17 protein-coding genes are annotated in these 16350 nt (G+C 67.6%); 6 read left to right on the top strand and 11 right to left on the bottom strand.

What is annotated here, in order from left to right:
• Positions 1 to 49: 49 nt before the first annotated feature.
• From gph to AC5P8D_RS17285, 3 genes are all read right to left on the bottom strand, one after another.
• Positions 50 to 718: a phosphoglycolate phosphatase gene (gene gph / locus AC5P8D_RS17295; RefSeq protein WP_019338002.1), complete on the bottom strand. Its 669-nt coding sequence runs from the start codon at positions 716 to 718 to the stop codon at positions 50 to 52.
• 64 nt (positions 719 to 782) lie between these two features.
• Positions 783 to 1574, bottom strand: coding sequence for a class I SAM-dependent methyltransferase (locus tag AC5P8D_RS17290; RefSeq protein ID WP_019338001.1), 792 nt, complete (start codon positions 1572 to 1574; stop codon positions 783 to 785).
• Positions 1571 to 2500, bottom strand: a complete 930-nt coding sequence (locus tag AC5P8D_RS17285; protein WP_010484105.1) for a LysR family transcriptional regulator — start codon at positions 2498 to 2500, stop codon at positions 1571 to 1573. The genes AC5P8D_RS17290 and AC5P8D_RS17285 overlap by 4 nt, the downstream gene beginning before the upstream one ends.
• Positions 2501 to 2608: 108 nt before the next feature.
• Here AC5P8D_RS17285 and AC5P8D_RS17280 point away from each other — a divergent pair, with 108 nt between their 5' ends.
• On the top strand, positions 2609 to 3247 hold the full coding sequence (locus AC5P8D_RS17280) for an NAD(P)-dependent oxidoreductase (protein WP_159359748.1): 639 nt from the start codon (positions 2609 to 2611) through the stop codon (positions 3245 to 3247).
• Positions 3248 to 3338: 91 nt separating this feature from the next.
• Positions 3339 to 4250, top strand: coding sequence for an MBL fold metallo-hydrolase (locus AC5P8D_RS17275; RefSeq protein ID WP_053442471.1), 912 nt, complete (start codon positions 3339 to 3341; stop codon positions 4248 to 4250).
• Between the two features lie 314 nt (positions 4251 to 4564).
• Here the strand turns inward: AC5P8D_RS17275 and dinB are convergent, their stop codons facing one another.
• Positions 4565 to 5659 (bottom strand): DNA polymerase IV, encoded by a 1095-nt coding sequence (dinB, locus tag AC5P8D_RS17270; protein ID WP_043398884.1) that lies wholly within the window; start codon positions 5657 to 5659, stop codon positions 4565 to 4567.
• Between the two features lie 191 nt (positions 5660 to 5850).
• Here dinB and fabA point away from each other — a divergent pair, with 191 nt between their 5' ends.
• Together fabA and fabB are read left to right on the top strand one after the other, a co-directional pair.
• Positions 5851 to 6366 carry a 3-hydroxyacyl-[acyl-carrier-protein] dehydratase FabA gene (fabA, locus tag AC5P8D_RS17265; protein ID WP_005407930.1) on the top strand — a complete coding sequence of 172 codons (516 nt, stop codon included), beginning with the start codon at positions 5851 to 5853 and terminating at the stop codon, positions 6364 to 6366.
• The gene (fabB, locus tag AC5P8D_RS17260; protein WP_043398887.1) at positions 6366 to 7574 is read left to right on the top strand and encodes a beta-ketoacyl-ACP synthase I; all 1209 of its coding nucleotides are present in this window, start codon (positions 6366 to 6368) and stop codon (positions 7572 to 7574) included. The genes fabA and fabB overlap by 1 nt, the downstream gene beginning before the upstream one ends.
• 136 nt (positions 7575 to 7710) lie before the next feature.
• Here fabB and AC5P8D_RS17255 read toward each other — a convergent pair whose 3' ends face one another.
• Genes AC5P8D_RS17255 through AC5P8D_RS17245 form a run of 3 tightly spaced genes read right to left on the bottom strand, consistent with a single transcriptional unit; the run spans position 7711 to position 10153 of the window.
• Complete coding sequence (locus AC5P8D_RS17255) at positions 7711 to 8394, bottom strand: HAD family hydrolase (protein ID WP_053442469.1); 684 nt, start codon at positions 8392 to 8394, stop codon at positions 7711 to 7713.
• Positions 8391 to 9092, bottom strand: a complete 702-nt coding sequence (locus tag AC5P8D_RS17250) for a pseudouridine synthase (RefSeq protein ID WP_010484113.1) — start codon at positions 9090 to 9092, stop codon at positions 8391 to 8393. Before AC5P8D_RS17250 ends, AC5P8D_RS17255 begins: the two co-directional genes overlap by 4 nt.
• Entirely contained in the window at positions 9089 to 10153 is a 1065-nt protein-coding gene (locus AC5P8D_RS17245) for a class I SAM-dependent methyltransferase (protein ID WP_054170902.1), read from the bottom strand. Before AC5P8D_RS17245 ends, AC5P8D_RS17250 begins: the two co-directional genes overlap by 4 nt.
• A gap of 157 nt (positions 10154 to 10310) precedes the next feature.
• Between AC5P8D_RS17245 and AC5P8D_RS17240 the strand changes: the two genes are divergently transcribed.
• On the top strand, positions 10311 to 10574 hold the full coding sequence (locus tag AC5P8D_RS17240) for a hypothetical protein (protein ID WP_005407925.1): 264 nt from the start codon (positions 10311 to 10313) through the stop codon (positions 10572 to 10574).
• A gap of 70 nt (positions 10575 to 10644) precedes the next feature.
• Here AC5P8D_RS17240 and AC5P8D_RS17235 read toward each other — a convergent pair whose 3' ends face one another.
• Together AC5P8D_RS17235 and AC5P8D_RS17230 are read right to left on the bottom strand one after the other, a co-directional pair.
• Entirely contained in the window at positions 10645 to 10938 is a 294-nt protein-coding gene (locus AC5P8D_RS17235; protein WP_049410437.1) for a DUF3247 family protein, read from the bottom strand.
• 43 nt (positions 10939 to 10981) lie between these two features.
• Complete coding sequence (locus tag AC5P8D_RS17230) at positions 10982 to 12970, bottom strand: hybrid sensor histidine kinase/response regulator (protein ID WP_043398895.1); 1989 nt, start codon at positions 12968 to 12970, stop codon at positions 10982 to 10984.
• Positions 12971 to 13215: 245 nt separating this feature from the next.
• On the opposite strand from AC5P8D_RS17230, the gene AC5P8D_RS17225 reads away from it, so the two are divergent.
• Entirely contained in the window at positions 13216 to 13779 is a 564-nt protein-coding gene (locus AC5P8D_RS17225) for a DUF3016 domain-containing protein (protein WP_010484117.1), read from the top strand.
• A gap of 89 nt (positions 13780 to 13868) precedes the next feature.
• On the opposite strand, the gene alr is transcribed toward AC5P8D_RS17225, so the two are convergent.
• Both alr and AC5P8D_RS17215 read right to left on the bottom strand, forming a co-directional pair.
• Positions 13869 to 14936: an alanine racemase gene (alr, locus tag AC5P8D_RS17220; RefSeq protein WP_134959173.1), complete on the bottom strand. Its 1068-nt coding sequence runs from the start codon at positions 14934 to 14936 to the stop codon at positions 13869 to 13871.
• Positions 14915 to 16219: a D-amino acid dehydrogenase gene (locus tag AC5P8D_RS17215; RefSeq protein ID WP_495203518.1), complete on the bottom strand. Its 1305-nt coding sequence runs from the start codon at positions 16217 to 16219 to the stop codon at positions 14915 to 14917. Before AC5P8D_RS17215 ends, alr begins: the two co-directional genes overlap by 22 nt.
• Positions 16220 to 16350 lie beyond the last annotated feature (131 nt).

Here is a 16350-nt window from a genome sequence, read left to right as displayed (position 1 = left end):
GAGCCCATGCTCGGCTCAGGCAGCAAAGCAGCCGAGCATGGGCTCGGCTCTACACCGGGACGCCGGCGGCCAACCCCGGCAATTCACGCAGATCGTCGATCACCGCCACGGCATGCGCGGTGGCCATGTCCAGGCCGCGCGGGTAGCCGTAACGCACCAGCGCGATCGGCATGCCTGCATCTTCGGCGGCGCGGTAGTCGGTCAACGAATCACCCACCATCAGGCAGGCATCCACCGGCAGCCCGAAGTGCGCAGCGATGTGCCGCAGCGGTTCGCCACTGGGCTTGCGCTGCGGCAGCGAATCGCCGCCCAGTATCAGCGCGAACGCATCACCGATGCCCAGGTGCTGCAGCAGCGGTGGCACCAGCGCTTCGGGCTTGTTGGTGCAGATCGCCAGCGGCACGTTGCGTGCACGCAGTTGCGCCAGCGCTTCACCCACGCCATCGAACAGGCGCGGGCTGCGCAGCAGGCATTCGCGGTAGTGCACCATGAAGACCGGCATGACCTCGGCCAGGTCGACCTCACGACCCGCGGCATGCACGGCCTGCTCGACCAGGCGGCGCACACCGTCGCCGATCCAGCCCAGCACCGTGGCTTCCGGTACGCGTGCCACACCGATGTCCTCCAGCGTGCGGTTCAGCGCTTCGGCGATATCAGCTGCGCTGTCGACCAGCGTGCCATCAAGGTCGAACACGACCAGTGGATAGGGATACGACAAGGGACGGCACCTGCATGACGTGGGGCCGTCCATTGTACGCCGCTGGTTTTTGCACCGATCCGCCTCAGCCGATCCGGCGCGCGCGGGTAGCCAGGAACGTGGGCAGGTAACGGTCGATCAGGAAACGCGGCTGCGGCTGCCAGTCCTCCATGAAGCGATCGATGATGAAGCCGGCATCCAGCTGGCCACCGATCAGTTCGGTCAGGCTGTGGCCGAAGGTCAGTGCATCGCCCCGTGCCAGCTTCGCCTCGCGCTCGGCCGGCGGCAGGTCTTCCAGGTCCGAATAGGGAATGGCGTACTGCGGCCGGATCAGGCCCTGTGCGTCCAGCTGCGGATCGCGCGCACCGACGAACAGCACCGGGTTGTAGAAGCTGGCCATCAGCATGCCATCGCGTGCCAGCACACGGCGGCATTCGGTCCACACCGGGCGCACGTCAGGCACGTACAGGTTCGAGATCGGGTGGAACACCACGTCGAAACTGTCGTTGGCGAACACGTGCAGATCGCGCATGTCACCCTGCACGGTGCGCAGCTGCAGGCCATCGCGCGCAGCGACCCTGCGGTCCTGTTCCAGCTGCCCGTCGGACAGGTCGAACACGGTGACGTCAGCGCCCGCAGCGGCCAGCACCGGTGCCTGCTGGCCACCGCCCGAGGCCAGGCACAGGATGCGACGGCCGCGCACATCACCCATCCAGTCCAGCGGCAGCGCGCGGGGCGTCAGGTGCACCTGCCAGCGGCCTTCGCGCGCGGCGGCAATCGTTGAACTTTCCACCGGGCGCGACCATTCGCGCACTTCGCTGGCCTGGCGGTCCCAGGCAGCACGGTTGTGGTCGATCAAGGCCTGTCCATGGTTCATGTGTTCTCCTTGCCCGGTGGGCGCCAATCCAGATCCTGGAAGGCCGGGCTGGCGAAACACTCGCCCAGGAAATCCAGGAATCGCCGCATGATAGCGGGCTGCTGGCGCCGTGACGCGTACACGGCATGAATGCCGAGTTCGTCCAGGCTGAATTCGGGCAGCAGTTCGATCAGCTCGCCACTGCGCAGCAGCGGCGCCACCTGGTAGGTCGGCAGCATGGCGATACCGGCACCGGCCCGCACCGCCTCCAGCAGCAGCGAGGCCTCGTTCGCGCTGATGTTGCCGCCCACCGCCACCGACAGCGAACGTCCATCGCGGTGCAGCTGCCACAGGCTTTTACCGACGTAATGGTGGGTCAGGCAGTTGTGCGCGGCCAGGTGCTCGGGGGCGGTCGGCGTGCCACGCGCCTGCAGGTAGGACGGCGTCGCGCACAACACCGAGCGGCAGGTGGCCAGGCGCCGTGCGATCAGGCTGGGGTCGATCTGGCGCGCGATGCGCACGGCCAGGTCCACCCGCTCTTCCACCAGGTTCACCGTGCGGTCGACCAGCAGCAGCTCGATGCGTGCCGCCGGATGGCGTGCAACGAAGCCGGCCACGGCCCGTGCCAGGTGACTCTGCCCGAATGAGACGCTGGCGGTCACCCGCAGCGTTCCGTGCGGCTCGGGATCATCACTGGCCAGCTCGCCCTGCAGTTCTTCGCCGATCGCCAACATCTGCCGGAAGCGCGCCAGCGCCGCCTCGCCGGGGCCGGTCAGGCTGATCCGGCGCGTGGTCCGGTGCAGCAGGCGCGCACCCAGCCACCCTTCAACCTCGGCCAGGTAGCGGGTGACCATCGCCCGCGACATGTCCAGCACCTCGGCGGCGGCGGTGAGGCTGCCGCGCTCGGCGACCTCGACGAACACGGTCATGGCGGTCAGTCGGTCCATCTGCTCGATTCCTGCAACAAACAAGCGCGTTATACGCTGTTTTTCGATCAACTGCAGCAGCCTAGAGTGACCCCATTCCCACCCCACACCGCCCCACGGAGTCCTGCCATGAAGATCGCCCTCATTGGTTCCACCGGCAACATCGGCCGCCAGATCGCCCGCCACGCGCTGGCCCGCGGCCACGAACTCACTGTCATCGTGCGCAGCGCGCAGGACCTTCCGGCTGAACTGGCCGGTGCGCATCCGGTGGTCGCCTCGCTGGACGACCTGGATGCGCTGGTCGCCGCCATTGCCGGCCACGACGTGCTGGCCAGTGCCTACGGCCCGCGCCCCGGCGATGACATCGGCCGTGTGGGCGAGGTCGCCGCGCAGTTGGCCGCCGCCGCACGCAAGGCCGGCGTACCGCGCCTGGTGGTGGTCGGTGGTGCCGGCAGCCTGGAAGTCGCGCCCGGCGTGCAGCTGGTCGATACCCCCGACTTCCCGGAGGCCTACAAGCCGTACGCGCTGGCCCATCGCGAGGCGTTCAACCGCCTGCAGGCAGTGGACGACCTGGACTGGACCTTCTTCTCGCCGGCCGCAGAAATCGGCCCGGGCGAAGAGCGCGGCCAGTACCGCGTGCAGCCCAAGGCCTTCCTTGCCGATGCCAGCGGCCACAGCCGCATCAGCTACGCCGACTATGGCGCGGCGTTCGTCGCCGAGCTGGAAGCGCACGCGTATCCGAAGCAGATCATCACTGCAGCGTATTGATCCACGCACGTCCCATGTAGAGCCAAGCCCGCGCTCGGCTCTACGCGAACATGCAGCCGGGCATTGGCCCGGCTCTACACAAGGAATTCCCATGCGTACCGCTGCCCTGCTGCTTCCCCTCGCCCTGGCCGCCAGCTTCACCAGTGCGCCGCTGATGGCCGCATCGGCCACCCCGGTGCCGGCCACGGCGACGAAATCCCAGCTGCACCTGCAGACCTTCCATCCCGGCCCGCAGGCGATGTTCTCGGTGTCCTCGGTGCTGATCGAAGGCCGCCACGACGCGATCCTGGTCAATGCGCAGTTCGGTGCCAGCGACGCGCGCAAGCTGGTCGAGCTGATCCGCGCCAGCGGCAAGCAGCTGACCACGATCTACATCAGCCACGGCGATCCGGACTACTACTTCGGCCTGGCCACGCTGCAGGATGCGTTCCCGAAGGCGCGCATCGTCGCTACCGCGCAGACCGTTGCCCACATCCAGCAGACACAGGCCGGCAAGCTGGCCTACTGGGGCCCGAAGATGGGTGCCGACGTGCCGGCCCGCATCGTGGTGCCGCAGGTGCTGGATGGCGATGCCCTGCAACTGGAAGGCCAGCGCCTGCCGCTGATCGGCCTGGACGGACCGACCCCGGACCGCACGGTGCTGTGGGTGCCGTCGCTGCGTGCGATCGTCGGTGGCATTCCGGTGGTGGCCGGTGAGCACGTGTGGATGGCCGACACGCAGACGCCGAAGTCGCACACCGACTGGCTGCAGACCCTGCAGCGGTTGCAGGCGTTGAAGCCGAAAGTAGTGGTACCGGGGCATTACGCACCGGGTGCCGCACTGGATTCGAGTGCGCTGCGCTTCACCGCAGATTACATCCGCGCGTTCGATGCCGAGGCGGCCAAGGCCAAGGACAGTGCGGCACTGGTGAAAGCAATGCAGTCGCGCTACCCGAAGCTGGATGGCGTCGCATCGCTGGAGCTGAGTGCGAAGGTGGCCAAGGGCGAGATGCAGTGGCCATGAGGTAGGAAGTTTTCTTTTGCAGGGCTGCGCCCTGCACCTGCTCAATGCAACGGCAACAGCCGAAGCAACAGCAAAAGCTGGTCTCCTGAGGGTTGGCGGGGTGGGTCCGGTTGCGGGGGGGCGCTGCAAGTACGTCCATGTAAGCTCGGTCGCCGCATCCATGCGGCTCACGCCCCCGCAACCGGACCCACCCCGCCTTCGACAGTTTCCCGCTATCTGTCGGAACCTGCTGCTGATGGTGGGTGCCGACCGTTGGTCGGCACGGGGTCAGAGCCCGTTGCTGCGCAACGGGCTCTGACCCCACTGTTTGATGATTAGGTATCTGTGGGTTTGTTCATGTCGTGCTCGAACAATTCCCCCTGCACCACCGGCTCCTTCTCGCGGAAGCCGCCGAGCCCGACGCCGACCAAACGGTAACGGGTCTCCGCCGGCAGGTCGACGCGGGCGCGCAGGGCCAGTGCGATGTCGCGCAGTTCTTCCATCGATTCCGGCGGGCGCTCCGGGGTGAAGCTGCGGGTGAGGATGCGGAACTGCGCGGTCTTCAGTTTCAGCACCACGGTGTGGCCGACGCGTTCGGTCTTGCGCGTGGCCTTCCAGGTCTTCTCCGCCAGCTGCACGATCGCTTCGCCCAGGTCTTCCAGCGGCAGGTCTTCGGCGAAGGTGTCCTCCGAGGAAATCGACTGCACCTGCTGGTCCGGTTCCACCGGCCGCTCGTCGATGCCGCGTGCACGGTTGTACAGGCTGCGGCCGAAGCTGCCGAATGCTTCTTCCAGGTCGATCAACGCCCACTGCCGCAGATCGCCGCAGGTGACGATGCCGCGCGCGGCAAGTTTTCCTTCCATCACCTTGCCGACGCCGGGCACCCGGTTCACTGGCAACGGCTGCAGGAACGCGTCCACCCGCTGCGGGGGGATCACGAACTGGCCATCAGGTTTGCGCCAGTCCGAGGCGATCTTGGCCAGGAACTTGTTTGGCGCGATGCCAGCTGAAGCAGTCAGGTTCGTTTCCTCGCGGATCTGCGCGCGGATGGTGCGGGCGATGTCGGTGGCCAGTTCGATGCCGCTCTTCGGCTCGGTCACATCGAGGTAGGCCTCGTCCAGCGACAACGGCTCGACCAGGTCGGTATGCCGCAGGAAGATCGCGCGCACCTGCTGTGACACCGCCTTGTAACGTGCGAAGTCCGGCGGCACGAAGATCGCATCCGGGCACAGGCGCTCGGCACGCACGGCGGGCATCGCCGAACGCACGCCGAACACGCGTGCCTCGTACGAGGCCGCGCACACCACCGAACGCGCTCCACGCCATGCCACAACCACCGGCTTGCCGCGCAGTGACGGATCGTCGCGCTGCTCCACCGACGCGTAGAACGCGTCCATGTCGACGTGGATGATCTTGCGCAGTCGGGTCATGTCAGGCGGAAAGGGCGGGGGCGTGCCGGACGGGCCACACGCCGAAGTATGGTCGTTGCACATCAACAGGATGCGCGTATTCCATTGAAAACACTACGGTTGCGTACGGTTGAAATGTTTGATCGGCGCAGTTTCCACGGGCATCCTCGAGCGCTTGTTTCCCTGTTTCCCCGCTTCCAGGATTGTGCTTCATGACCCGTCTCCACGCGTTCAACCGCGAACAGCTGCTGGCCAGCGCACGCGGTGAACTGTTCGGCACCGCCGCCGGCCGTTTGCCCAACGATCCGATGCTGATGTTCGACCGCATCACCGACATCCGCGAGGACGGCGGACCGCATGGCAAAGGCATGGTACGCGCCGAACTGGATATCCGCCCGGACCTGTGGTTCTTCGGCTGCCACTTCATCGGCGACCCGGTGATGCCCGGCTGCCTGGGCCTGGACGCCATGTGGCAGCTGACCGGCTTCTTCCTGACCTGGCTGGGCGCCCCCGGCAAGGGCCGCGCGCTGGGCTGTGGCGAAGTGAAGTTCACCGGCCAGGTGCTGCCGGAGGCCAAGCTGGTGCGCTACGAGATCGATATCAGCCGTGTCATCAACCGCAAGCTGGTGATGGCCCAGTCGGACGCGCGCATGTACGTGGATGACCGCGAAATCTACAGCGCGCGCGACCTGCGCGTCGGCCTGTTCACTGAAACCGGGAGCTTCTGATGCGTCGCGTCGTCATCACCGGCATGGGCATCACGTCCTGCCTCGGCAATGATCTGGATACCGTTTCGGCTGCGCTGCGCGAAGGGCGCTCGGGCATCACCGCCTTGGCCGACCACGCCGAAGCGGGCCTGCGCAGCCAGGTCGGCGGCCGCGTCGACCTCGACCTGGACGCGCTGATCGACCGCAAGCAGAAGCGCTTCATGAGCGATGCAGCGGCCTTCGCCTATCTGGCCATGCGCGATGCCATCGCCGATGCCGGGCTCAGCGCCGATCAGGTCAGCAATCTGCGTACCGGCCTGATCGCCGGTTCCGGTGGCGGCTCCAGCGAGTGGCAGATCGGCGCGGTCGACTTGCTGCGCGAACGTGGCGTGCGCAAGGTCGGCCCGTACATGGTGCCGCGCACGATGTGCTCGACCGTCTCGGCCTGCCTGGCCACGGCCTACCAGATCAAGGGCGTCAGCTACTCGCTGTCGGCCGCCTGCGCCACCTCGGCGCACTGCATCGGCGCTGCCGCGGACATGATCCGCCATGGCGCGCAGGACATCATGTTCGCCGGTGGCGGCGAAGATCTGCACTGGTCGATGAGCGTGATGTTCGACGCGATGGGCGCGCTGTCGACCAGCTTCAACGAGACCCCGGCCAGCGCCTCGCGTCCGTACGACAAGGACCGCGACGGCTTCGTCATCGCCGGCGGCGGCGGCATGCTGGTGCTGGAGGACTACGACCACGCCGTTGCGCGCGGCGCGCACATCCATGCCGAGCTGATCGGCTATGGCGTGACCTCCGACGGCGCCGACATGGTCGCCCCGTCCGGCGAAGGCGCGGTGCGCTGCATGAAGATGGCGCTGCAGGGCGTCGATCGCCCGCTGGACTACCTCAACACCCACGGCACCTCCACGCCGCTGGGCGACGTCACCGAGCTCAATGCGATCCGCGAAGTGTTCGGCGATGCGGTGCCGCCGCTGTCCTCGACCAAGGCGCTGTCCGGCCATTCGCTGGGTGCGGCCAGCGTGCACGAGGCGATCTACTGCCTGCTGATGATGCGCGATGGCTTCGTCGCCGGTTCGGCCAACATCGGCGAACTGGACCCGAAGGTGGAGAGCTTCCCGATCCTGCGCGAAAGCCGCGAGCAGAAGCTGGATACGGTGATGTCCAACAGCTTCGGCTTCGGTGGCACCAACGCCGCGCTGGTGTTCGGGCGGGTGTGATGGGGAAGGCGTGCCGACCAACGGTCGGCACCCACCAAATAGATGTAGAGCCGAGCCATGCTCGGCTCAGTGCCAACCAAGGTTGGCACCCACCGGGGGCATTGGGGCGTGCCGACCCACGGTCGGCACCTACCGGTTACCTCGGCAACAACGGCACCAGCAATGCGCGCGCGTCCACCAGCGACCCTACGATGCGGTGGCCCAGTGCGCGCAGCTCTTCATCAGGATGCACCAGGTCCGGCACCTGGATCACGGTCATGCCGGCCGCCAGCGCCGCGCGCGTACCGGCCGGTGAGTCTTCCAGCGCCAGGCAACGCTCCGGCGCCTGGCCCAGCCGCTGCGCGGCCAGCAGGTAGATATCCGGCGCCGGCTTCGGCCGCGCCACGTCGCCGCTGGTGATCACCGCATCGAAGTACGGCAGCAGGCCAGCGGCGGCCAGCTTGCGGTTGGCCCGCGGCTGCCGCGTGGTGGTTGCCACCGCACGCGGGATCGCATGTGCCTTCAGCAGCTCCAGCAGCTCCAGGATGCCCGGCCGCAGCGGCAGACCGGTCTGCGTGCGTGCTTCGTACAGCTCATGGCAACGTGCCGCCACGGCGTCGATCACGCTGTCCTCGATGCCCTGCGCACGCAGCAGCGCGTGCGTATCGCGGTCACCGAGGCCGACCATGCGCAGGAACACTGCCTCGTCCAGGCCCAGCCCGAATTCGTCGGCGGCCTCGCTCCAACAGGCCAGCGAGACCCGCTCGCTGTCGATCATCAGGCCGTCCATGTCGAAGATGACGGCGTCGGGGAGGAACGGCAGCGCAGCGATGGTGGTCATGGAGCGAACAGCGTATCCAGGTCGGTGGAAGTGAGCTGCCGCCATTGCCCTTCGTCCAGCCCCTGCAGGTCCAGCCCGCCGACGCGGCTGCGGTGCAGGGCCTGCACGTGGTTGCCCGTGGCGGCGAACATGCGGCGTACCTGATGGTAGCGGCCTTCGTGCAGCACCAGGCGCGCGCGACGCGCATCCACCACTTCCAGTTCAGCCGGCAGCAGGGGCGTCTTCTCGGACTCCAGCATCAGCGTGCCGCTGGCGAACAGCGCCACCTCGTCGCCGCGCAGGTCCTCGCTCAACTCGACCTCATAGACTTTCGGCAGCTTCGACTTCGGCGAGATGATCCGGTGCAGCAGGCCACCGTCGTCGGTCAGCAGCAGCAGGCCACTGGTCTCGCGGTCGAGGCGGCCCACTGTGGACAGCACCGGATCGCGGTCGCGGAAGCGCGGCGGCAGCAGGTCGTAGATCAGGCGGCCGGTGTCCTTGGTCGAGCAGGTGTAGCCGGCCGGCTTGTGCAGCGCGATCGACAGGCCCACCGGCGGGTCCAGCGGCTCGCCGTCGACGCGGATCGCCTCGTGCGGCACCTGGTCGTCGGCATACAGCACCTCGCCGTCGGCGTCGGTGACGCGGCCTTCGCGGAACATCCACTGCACCTGCTTGCGGCTGCCGTAGCCCAGGTTGGCGATGAGCTTGACCAGCTTCACTTGCCCTTCCCCTTCACCGCTTCCACCAGCTTGAAGCCATCACGCTCGGCGATCACGCGCACCGCGCCAAAGCTCTCGTTGAGCGTGTACTCGTACGGCAGGTGGCGGTTGGCCACCACGTACAGGCGTCCGCCCGGGCGCAGCGCCTGCGCGGCCACGGCGATGAAGCGCTGGCCGATGTCCGGGCGATCGGCGCGCGAGGGCGTGTGGAATGGCGGATTGCTGATGATGACGTCGTAGCCCGGCTCGATGCCGGCGGTGACGTCCTGCCACAGGAAGCGCAGCGGCAGCGGACGCGGCGGCGGTGCCAGGTTCAGCTCGGCCAGTGCCAACGCGCGCTGCTCCGCTTCGTACAGGTCCAGCGCGGTGATCTTCGGGCAGCGCTCCAGCAGCTCGCGCGACAGGTAGCCGTAGCCGGCACCGAGGTCGGCGGCGCGGCCGGCCAGGTCGGCCGGCAGGTGCTCGGCCAGCAGCGCCGAGGCCGGATCGATGCGGTCCCAGGCGAACACGCCCGGGCGGCTGAGGAAACGCCCGCCGACGATCGGCCGCACCGCATCCAGTGCCGACCAGCGCTTGGCCAGGTCGGCGTCGTGCTGGCCCTGCATCGGGGCGGTCCAGTACACGCGGCAGTGGTTCTTGGTCAGGCTGCCGCCGAGGCCGGTCAGTTGCTTGAGGTCGCCCTCGCCCGAGCGTGCACCTTCGTTGTTGGACTGGCAGGCAACGATGCGACCGCCGTCGGCGACCAGCGCCAGCGCACGGGCAAACAGCGCGCGGGCTTCTTCACGCTGGCGCGGCGGCAGCACCAGCACCAGCGGGTAACGGCCCTTGCCGGCCACATCATCCAGCTGGCCACTGACAGTCCAGCCGGCGGCCTGCTGCATAGGCTGCGCGAACGGGGCGAAGCTCTGCTCGCAGTGGACCTCGCGGCTGCCGGCCGCTTCACGCAGCGGCCAGCCGTCGCGGGCACGCAGGAAGGCCACCGGGCCCTCCGGCCAGCGCAGGGCGCCTTGGGAGAACGGCAGGAACAGGGTCTGCAGGGGGGCGTCGTCGCTGGAGGCCATCGGCGCGGGTACTTCAAGCGTGAGGGCCGTCCATTGTACCGGCTTGGCCGGACCGGCCCCGGTATGCCGCTTTGCAAAACCCGAACGGGGCCTTGATCTGCCAGCAACATTGAAACGTTCAGGGTAGAGGCTCCCCCGGAAACCCAGGAGAACCTGCATGCGAGCCTTGTTCGTCGGTGGCGTGGTCGACAACAGTGAGATGGACCTGGAAGGCAGCCATCCGCCCGTGCATTACCCCGAGGACACCGGCGGCGGCCACTCGCGCTACCGGCTGCACCAGGTCGGTCATGGCGCCGACGGCAGCGTGGCCTATGCGGTGTACGGCGCACCGGACCTGGCCGATGACGAGGTGGCCCGGGTGGCGGAAGAACGCGCCTATGCGCGCCGGTTCGAGGCGACACCGACCTTGTTCGAGCACTGACACACCGGTAGCGCCCGAGCCCACGCTCGGGCGACGGCGCAGCCGAGCGTGGGCTCGGCTCTACATCCGATCAAGGCGCCCTGGGTGGCAGACGGTCGACGCTGGCGATCTCGTCCAGCCACACATGGTGCTGCTGCACCGGCGTGTCGTAGTCATCCAGGCGCAACTGGCCGTTGCTGCCTTCGTCGCCGGCGTCGTTGCGGTACTGCTGCACGGTCGGTTTCACCGCCACGGTGCCGAGCAGGCGGCGACCATCGTGCAGGGTCAGTTGCACCTGCGTTTCGCCTTCCAGCTGCGGCAACAGGGCTTCCAGGCGCGCGATCTGCGCCGGATCGGTATGGATGCGGGGAGCTATACGGGACATCGGCGACCTCCTGCGTGCAGGGTCGCCGATCGGCCGTGAATGCTCAGTGCAGCGCGCTGTCCGCGCGTGGCACCTGCACCTTGCGTACCGCAGCCACCAGCTGTGCCACCGAGTACGGTTTGGCGACATGTTCCTGGAAGCCTGACGCCAGCGCTCGGCGCCGGTCATCGGCGCGTGCCAGCGCGGTCACGGCAACCGCCGGCAGGGTCATCGCATCCACGCCCATGTCCTCGCGCAGCGTGCGCACCAGACCATAGCCATCCATGCCCGGCATGCCGATGTCGGTCAGCATCACGTGGTACTGCAGGTGCCCGGTATCGGCCAGCAACGCCAGCGCTTCACCGGCCGAGCTGGCGGCCGACACACTCGCGCCCTGCTCTTCCAGCATGCGCCGCAGGTACTCCAGCACTTCCGGCTGGTCTTCCACCGCCAGCACATGCATGCCACGCAGCGGGTACGGTTCGACGATCACCGGCTCCAGGATCGGCCCGCTGATCACTTCGCGCAGCGGGCGTCGCTCGGCATCGGGAATGTGCTGCGGCAGGCGCACGGTGAAGGTGGCGCCGTGGCCATGGCCTTCGCTGGCGGCGGTGACGGTACCGCCATGCAGTTCGACCAGCTGCTGCACGATCGCCAGGCCCAGGCCGAGGCCGCCATGGCGTCGGGTGGTGGTGCCATCGGCCTGGCGGAAGCGGCTGAACAGATGGTTGAGGAACTCCGGTGCGATGCCATCACCGGTATCGCGCACCGTGATCACCCAGTGGTTGCCGTCGGCCTGCAGCTGCACGTCGATGCGGCCTTCGGCCGGGGTGAACTTGATCGCGTTCGACAGCAGGTTCCAGAACACCTGCTGCAGGCGGGTGGCATCGCCCAGCACCAGGCTGGGCTGCTCCGGCAGCAGCAGACTCACGTCCAGCGCCTTGCCTTCGGCGACCAGTTCCTGCGCACCGATGGCTTCGCCCAGCAGGTCGCGCAGGTCCAGTATCTCCACCTCCAGCTGCACCTTGCCCAGCAGCATGCTGCTGAGGTCGAGCATGTCCGAGATCAGCCGCTTCTGCGCACCGGCGCTGTTGGCGATCACATTCAGGCCCTTGTACAGCGGGCTGGTGTTGTCCACGCGCTGCAGCAGCAGCTCGCTCCAACCGAGGATGGTGGTCAGCGGCGTGCGCAGCTCGTGCGACAGCGTGGCCAGGAACTCGTCCTTCAACCGCGCCATGTTCTCGGCGGCACTGCGCGCGGCACGCTCGGACTGCAGAAGCTCCTCGCGGGCCAGCTCGATCTCGCGGCGTTCGGTCACGTCCGGGCTGCTGCCGGCCAGGCCGATGAAGCGGCCCATCCGTGAGAAACGCGGGCGTGCGTTCATCTCCAGCCAACGCCACTCGCCATCGGCGCGTCGGGCCCGCACCAGCGCATGCATCGACCGCTGCGCCTTCAGTGCTTCCTGCAGTTCGTACTCGAACACCGATGCATCGTCCGGATGCACCAGGCCGCGCCAGACATCTTCCGGCACGCGTGTTTCGTCACCGCCAAAGAACTCACTGAAAGCGCTGTTGACGAAACGGGCATGGCCGCGCTCGTCGAGCACCCACACCGGCATCGGCAGGCCGTCGGCCAGTGCGCTGAAGCGGGCTTCGCTCTCGCCCAGCTCCACTTCCATCTGCTTGCGTGCGGTGATGTCGAAGAACAGGATGCCGACCTTGTCTTCGCCCGGACGGCCCACGCGCACCGCATCAACCGCGAACGAGCGGCCCAGCGCACGCGCTTCCATCTCGAACTGGGCGGGGCGGCCACTGCGCGCGACCTCGCCGTAGATGCGGAACCAGTCCTGCTCGTGGCCCGGTTCCAGCGCCGTCATGCGCTGGCCACGCGCGTCCTTCAGGCCGGTGTGGCGCTCGAACGCATCGTTGACCTCGATGAAACGGTAGTCCACCGCGCGATCGCCCTCGAACAGCACCTGGATCACGCAGAAACCGGCGTTGATGCGCTCAAGCACGCCATGATGCAGGTCGGGTTCGGGCGCTGGCACCATCATCGGTGGGCGCTCCACGAGGGGCGGCAGTGTGGACAAGGGGCGTCTGTGCAGGCCGGATTGGAAGCACAGCATCTTCCAAAGCGCGTATTCACAGCGTCAAGCGCCGTCAGTCATGGTTGACGTCGATGAATTGGCGGCAACCACCCTTGCGCACGACGCAATCGGCCATTGCGGTGGCCCGGCCACAGGATCACACTCGATCTGTGATCAACATCGTCCCCAGCGCGGGGACGCAGGAGACCGTCATGAAACGCTCACTCGCGATTGCCCTGCTGGCAGGCGCCCTGGTGGCGGGCGGCGCCAACGCTGCACCGCGCACCGTGACCGATGCGGACGCGCCGCGCGCGTTGCAGGCCGATGGCCCGGTCAGCGTGAAATGGGAGGATCCGGCCAAATTCACCGAGATCCGCCAGAGCACCAACCGCTTCGAGGCCGAACGCGGTGACTGGGTACAGCAGCTGGCCCGCTACCTGCAGACCACCGCTGCCAAGCCGCTGCAGCCTGGGCAGACCCTCGATGTGACCCTGGTGGACATCAAGCGTGCCGGTGACTACGAGCCGTGGCACGGCCCGCGTGGCCGCGACATCCGGATCATGCGCGACATCTACCCGCCGCGGATCAGCCTGCAGTACACGTTGAAGGACGCCAGCGGCCGTATCGTCAGCGAGGGCGATGCGCGCCTCAGTGATACCGGCTACCTGCACAACCTGGGGCTGAAGAGCGACAGTGATCCGCTGCGCTACGAGAAGCGCCTGATCGATGACTGGGTGAAGCGCCAGCTGGCCAGCCAGGCCACCGCTGCGCGTTAGGCCACTCGGTAGGTGTCGACCTTGGTCGACACGCATTACACGGCGCCGACCAAGGTCGGCCGCTACCGAAGCCGAGCGTGGGCTCGGCTCTACACGTATACCCTGGCCACGCGCTTGACCGCGCACGGCAGCTGGTACGCACTCACGCCACAGCGCGGCGCCAGTTCGGACAGCGTCGGTGCGCTGCCCCACAGTTCCACCACGCTGCCGATGCCGGCCTGGGCATGCGCGGTCAGGTCCACCGTCAGCATGTCCATCGACACGCGCCCGATCAGCGCACCGGGCTGGCCGTCGATCAGCACCGGGGTGCCATTCGGGGCGAACTGCGGATAACCGTCGGCATAGCCGAGCGCGACCACACCCACGCGGGTGCGTGCCTTGGCAACGAAGCGTGCGCCATAACCCACCGGCTCACCCGCCTCGATCCAGCGCTCGGCGATCACCTTCGACTGCATCGTCATCACCGGGCGCAGGCGCTCGGTCAGTGCCGTGTTGTCCGGCAGCGGATTGGCGCCATACAGCATCAGGCCCGGGCGCACCCAGTCGCTGCGTACATCCGGCCAGCCCAGCAGCGCCGGCGAGTTGCACACGCTGGTCTCGCCGTCCAGGCCGTCGATGGCCCGCGCGAAGGTCGCGGCCTGTTCGTGGGTGCGTTCGCTGTCCAGCTCATCGGCGCGCGCCAGGTGGGTCATCAGCACGATGCGCTCGACCTGCGGCAGCGCCGACAGGCGTGCATGCGCGGCACGGAAGCTGTCCACGTCCAGGCCAAGGCGATGCATGCCACTGTCCAGCTTCAGCCACACCGTCAACGGGCACGGGCTGTCGTAGGCAGCAACGGCCTCCAGTTGCCACGGCGAACCGACGGCGAACCAGAAGTCATGCTCGGCCACCAGCGCCATGTCGCTGGGCTCGAAGATGCCTTCCAGCAGCAGGATCGGCGCACGGATGCCGGCCTGGCGCAGCTCCAGTGCCTCTTCGATGGTGGCCACGCCGAAACCATCAGCCTCACCTTCCAGCGCCTGCGCACAGCGCACCGCGCCATGCCCATAGGCATCGGCCTTGATGATCGCCAGGGCCTTGCCACCGCCCAGTTCACGGGCGAGCCGGTAGTTGCTGCGCAGGGCGCCCAGATCGATCAGCGCGCGGGCAGGACGCATGTGCGGTTCTCTTGTTGCGGCGCGTGACCGTACTGGCCGTAGCGGAAAATATCCAGGCCTTCGGTGCTGATCTGCGGCTGGCGCGCGCTCATCAGGTCGGCCAGGTAGCGACCCGAGCCGCAGGCCATGGTCCAGCCCAGCGTGCCGTGGCCGGTGTTGAGGTACAGGTTGCGGAACGGCGTGGCGCCGATCACCGGCGTACCGTCCGGCGTGGCCGGGCGCAGGCCGGTCCAGAACTGCGCACGCGACAGGTCGCCGCCCTTCGGGTAGAGATCGCTGACCACCAGCTCCAGGGTTTCGCGGCGGCGCTGCGACAGCGACAGGTCGAAGCCGGCCACTTCGGCCATGCCACCGACGCGGATACGGTCGTCGAAGCGGGTCACCGCCACCTTGTAGCTCTCGTCGAGAATGGTCGAGGTCGGCGCCATCGCCGGGTCGGTGATCGGCAGGGTCAGCGAGTAGCCCTTCAGCGGGTACACCGGCAGGCGCATGCCCAGCGATGCGACCAGCGCCGGCGAATAGCTGCCGAGCGCGACCACGAAGCGGTCGGCGGTTTCCAGCTTGCCGTCGATGCGCACGCCGGTGATGCGGTCGCCATCGAACTCCAGGCCGGTGATGTCCTGGTCGAAGCGGAACTCGACACCGGCATCCACGCACATCTGCGCCAGGCGGCGGGTGAACAGCTGGCAGTCGCCGGTCTGGTCACGCGGCAGGCGCAGCGCGCCGACCAGGCCATCGACGTGGGCCAGGGCCGGTTCGGCCTGGATGATGCCGGCGCGGTCCAGCACCTCGTACGGCACGCCGTACTGGGCCAGGATCTCGATGTCCTGCGCCGAGGCATCCAGCTGCTGCTGGGTGCGGAACAGCTGGGTGGTGCCCAGGTCGCGGCCTTCGAATTCGATGCCGATCTGCGCGCGAAGCTCGTTCAGGCAGTCACGGCTGTACTCGGACATGCGCACCATGCGCGCCTTGTTGATCGCGTAGCGCTCGTGGGTGCAGTTGCGCAGCATCTGCCACAGCCAACGGTACTGGGCCAGGTCCATGCCCGGCTTGATCGCCAGCGGCGCGTGCTTCTCGAACAGCCAGCCGATGGCCTTCTTCGGCACGCCCGGGGCCGCCCACGGCGAGGTGTAGCCGAACGACAGCTGGCCAGCATTGGCGAAGCTGGTTTCCAGCGCCGGGCCGAGCTGACGATCGATGACCGTGACTTCAAACCCGGCCTGTCGCAGGTACCAGGCACTGGTGGTGCCGATCACGCCGCTGCCGAGAACTAGGACTCGCATGGGACTTCTCCAACCCGATCATTCCCTACACTGGAGCGTGCCGGGACCATAATTGGGGAAGTATAGACAGCCATTCCCAGTTGATTTGCCTGTTTTGAAATCAACCGGCAGGATGTTCTCCTGCAATTCAT

It is taken from the genome of Stenotrophomonas sp. YJH_SMC_101-4, assembly GCF_059370395.1.
The sequence above is the reverse complement of the archived record's forward strand: the minus strand, read 5'-3'. Positions and strand labels throughout refer to the sequence as shown.

What these genes read in the sequence shown, in the direction of transcription:
- AC5P8D_RS17290 (WP_019338001.1), bottom strand. Translation starts at nt 1,574, where the DNA reads ATGAACCATGGACAGGCCTTGATCGACCACAACCGTGCTGCCTGGGAC.
- AC5P8D_RS17285 (WP_010484105.1), bottom strand. Translation starts at nt 2,500, where the DNA reads ATGGACCGACTGACCGCCATGACCGTGTTCGTCGAGGTCGCCGAGCGC.
- AC5P8D_RS17280 (WP_159359748.1), top strand. Translation starts at nt 2,609, where the DNA reads ATGAAGATCGCCCTCATTGGTTCCACCGGCAACATCGGCCGCCAGATC.
- AC5P8D_RS17275 (WP_053442471.1), top strand. Translation starts at nt 3,339, where the DNA reads ATGCGTACCGCTGCCCTGCTGCTTCCCCTCGCCCTGGCCGCCAGCTTC.
- dinB (WP_043398884.1), bottom strand. Translation starts at nt 5,659, where the DNA reads ATGACCCGACTGCGCAAGATCATCCACGTCGACATGGACGCGTTCTAC.
- fabA (WP_005407930.1), top strand. Translation starts at nt 5,851, where the DNA reads ATGACCCGTCTCCACGCGTTCAACCGCGAACAGCTGCTGGCCAGCGCA.
- fabB (WP_043398887.1), top strand. Translation starts at nt 6,366, where the DNA reads ATGCGTCGCGTCGTCATCACCGGCATGGGCATCACGTCCTGCCTCGGC.
- AC5P8D_RS17255 (WP_053442469.1), bottom strand. Translation starts at nt 8,394, where the DNA reads ATGACCACCATCGCTGCGCTGCCGTTCCTCCCCGACGCCGTCATCTTC.
- AC5P8D_RS17245 (WP_054170902.1), bottom strand. Translation starts at nt 10,153, where the DNA reads ATGGCCTCCAGCGACGACGCCCCCCTGCAGACCCTGTTCCTGCCGTTC.
- AC5P8D_RS17240 (WP_005407925.1), top strand. Translation starts at nt 10,311, where the DNA reads ATGCGAGCCTTGTTCGTCGGTGGCGTGGTCGACAACAGTGAGATGGAC.
- AC5P8D_RS17235 (WP_049410437.1), bottom strand. Translation starts at nt 10,938, where the DNA reads ATGTCCCGTATAGCTCCCCGCATCCATACCGATCCGGCGCAGATCGCG.
- AC5P8D_RS17230 (WP_043398895.1), bottom strand. Translation starts at nt 12,970, where the DNA reads ATGATGGTGCCAGCGCCCGAACCCGACCTGCATCATGGCGTGCTTGAG.
- AC5P8D_RS17225 (WP_010484117.1), top strand. Translation starts at nt 13,216, where the DNA reads ATGAAACGCTCACTCGCGATTGCCCTGCTGGCAGGCGCCCTGGTGGCG.
- alr (WP_134959173.1), bottom strand. Translation starts at nt 14,936, where the DNA reads ATGCGTCCTGCCCGCGCGCTGATCGATCTGGGCGCCCTGCGCAGCAAC.
- AC5P8D_RS17215 (WP_495203518.1), bottom strand. Translation starts at nt 16,219, where the DNA reads ATGCGAGTCCTAGTTCTCGGCAGCGGCGTGATCGGCACCACCAGTGCC.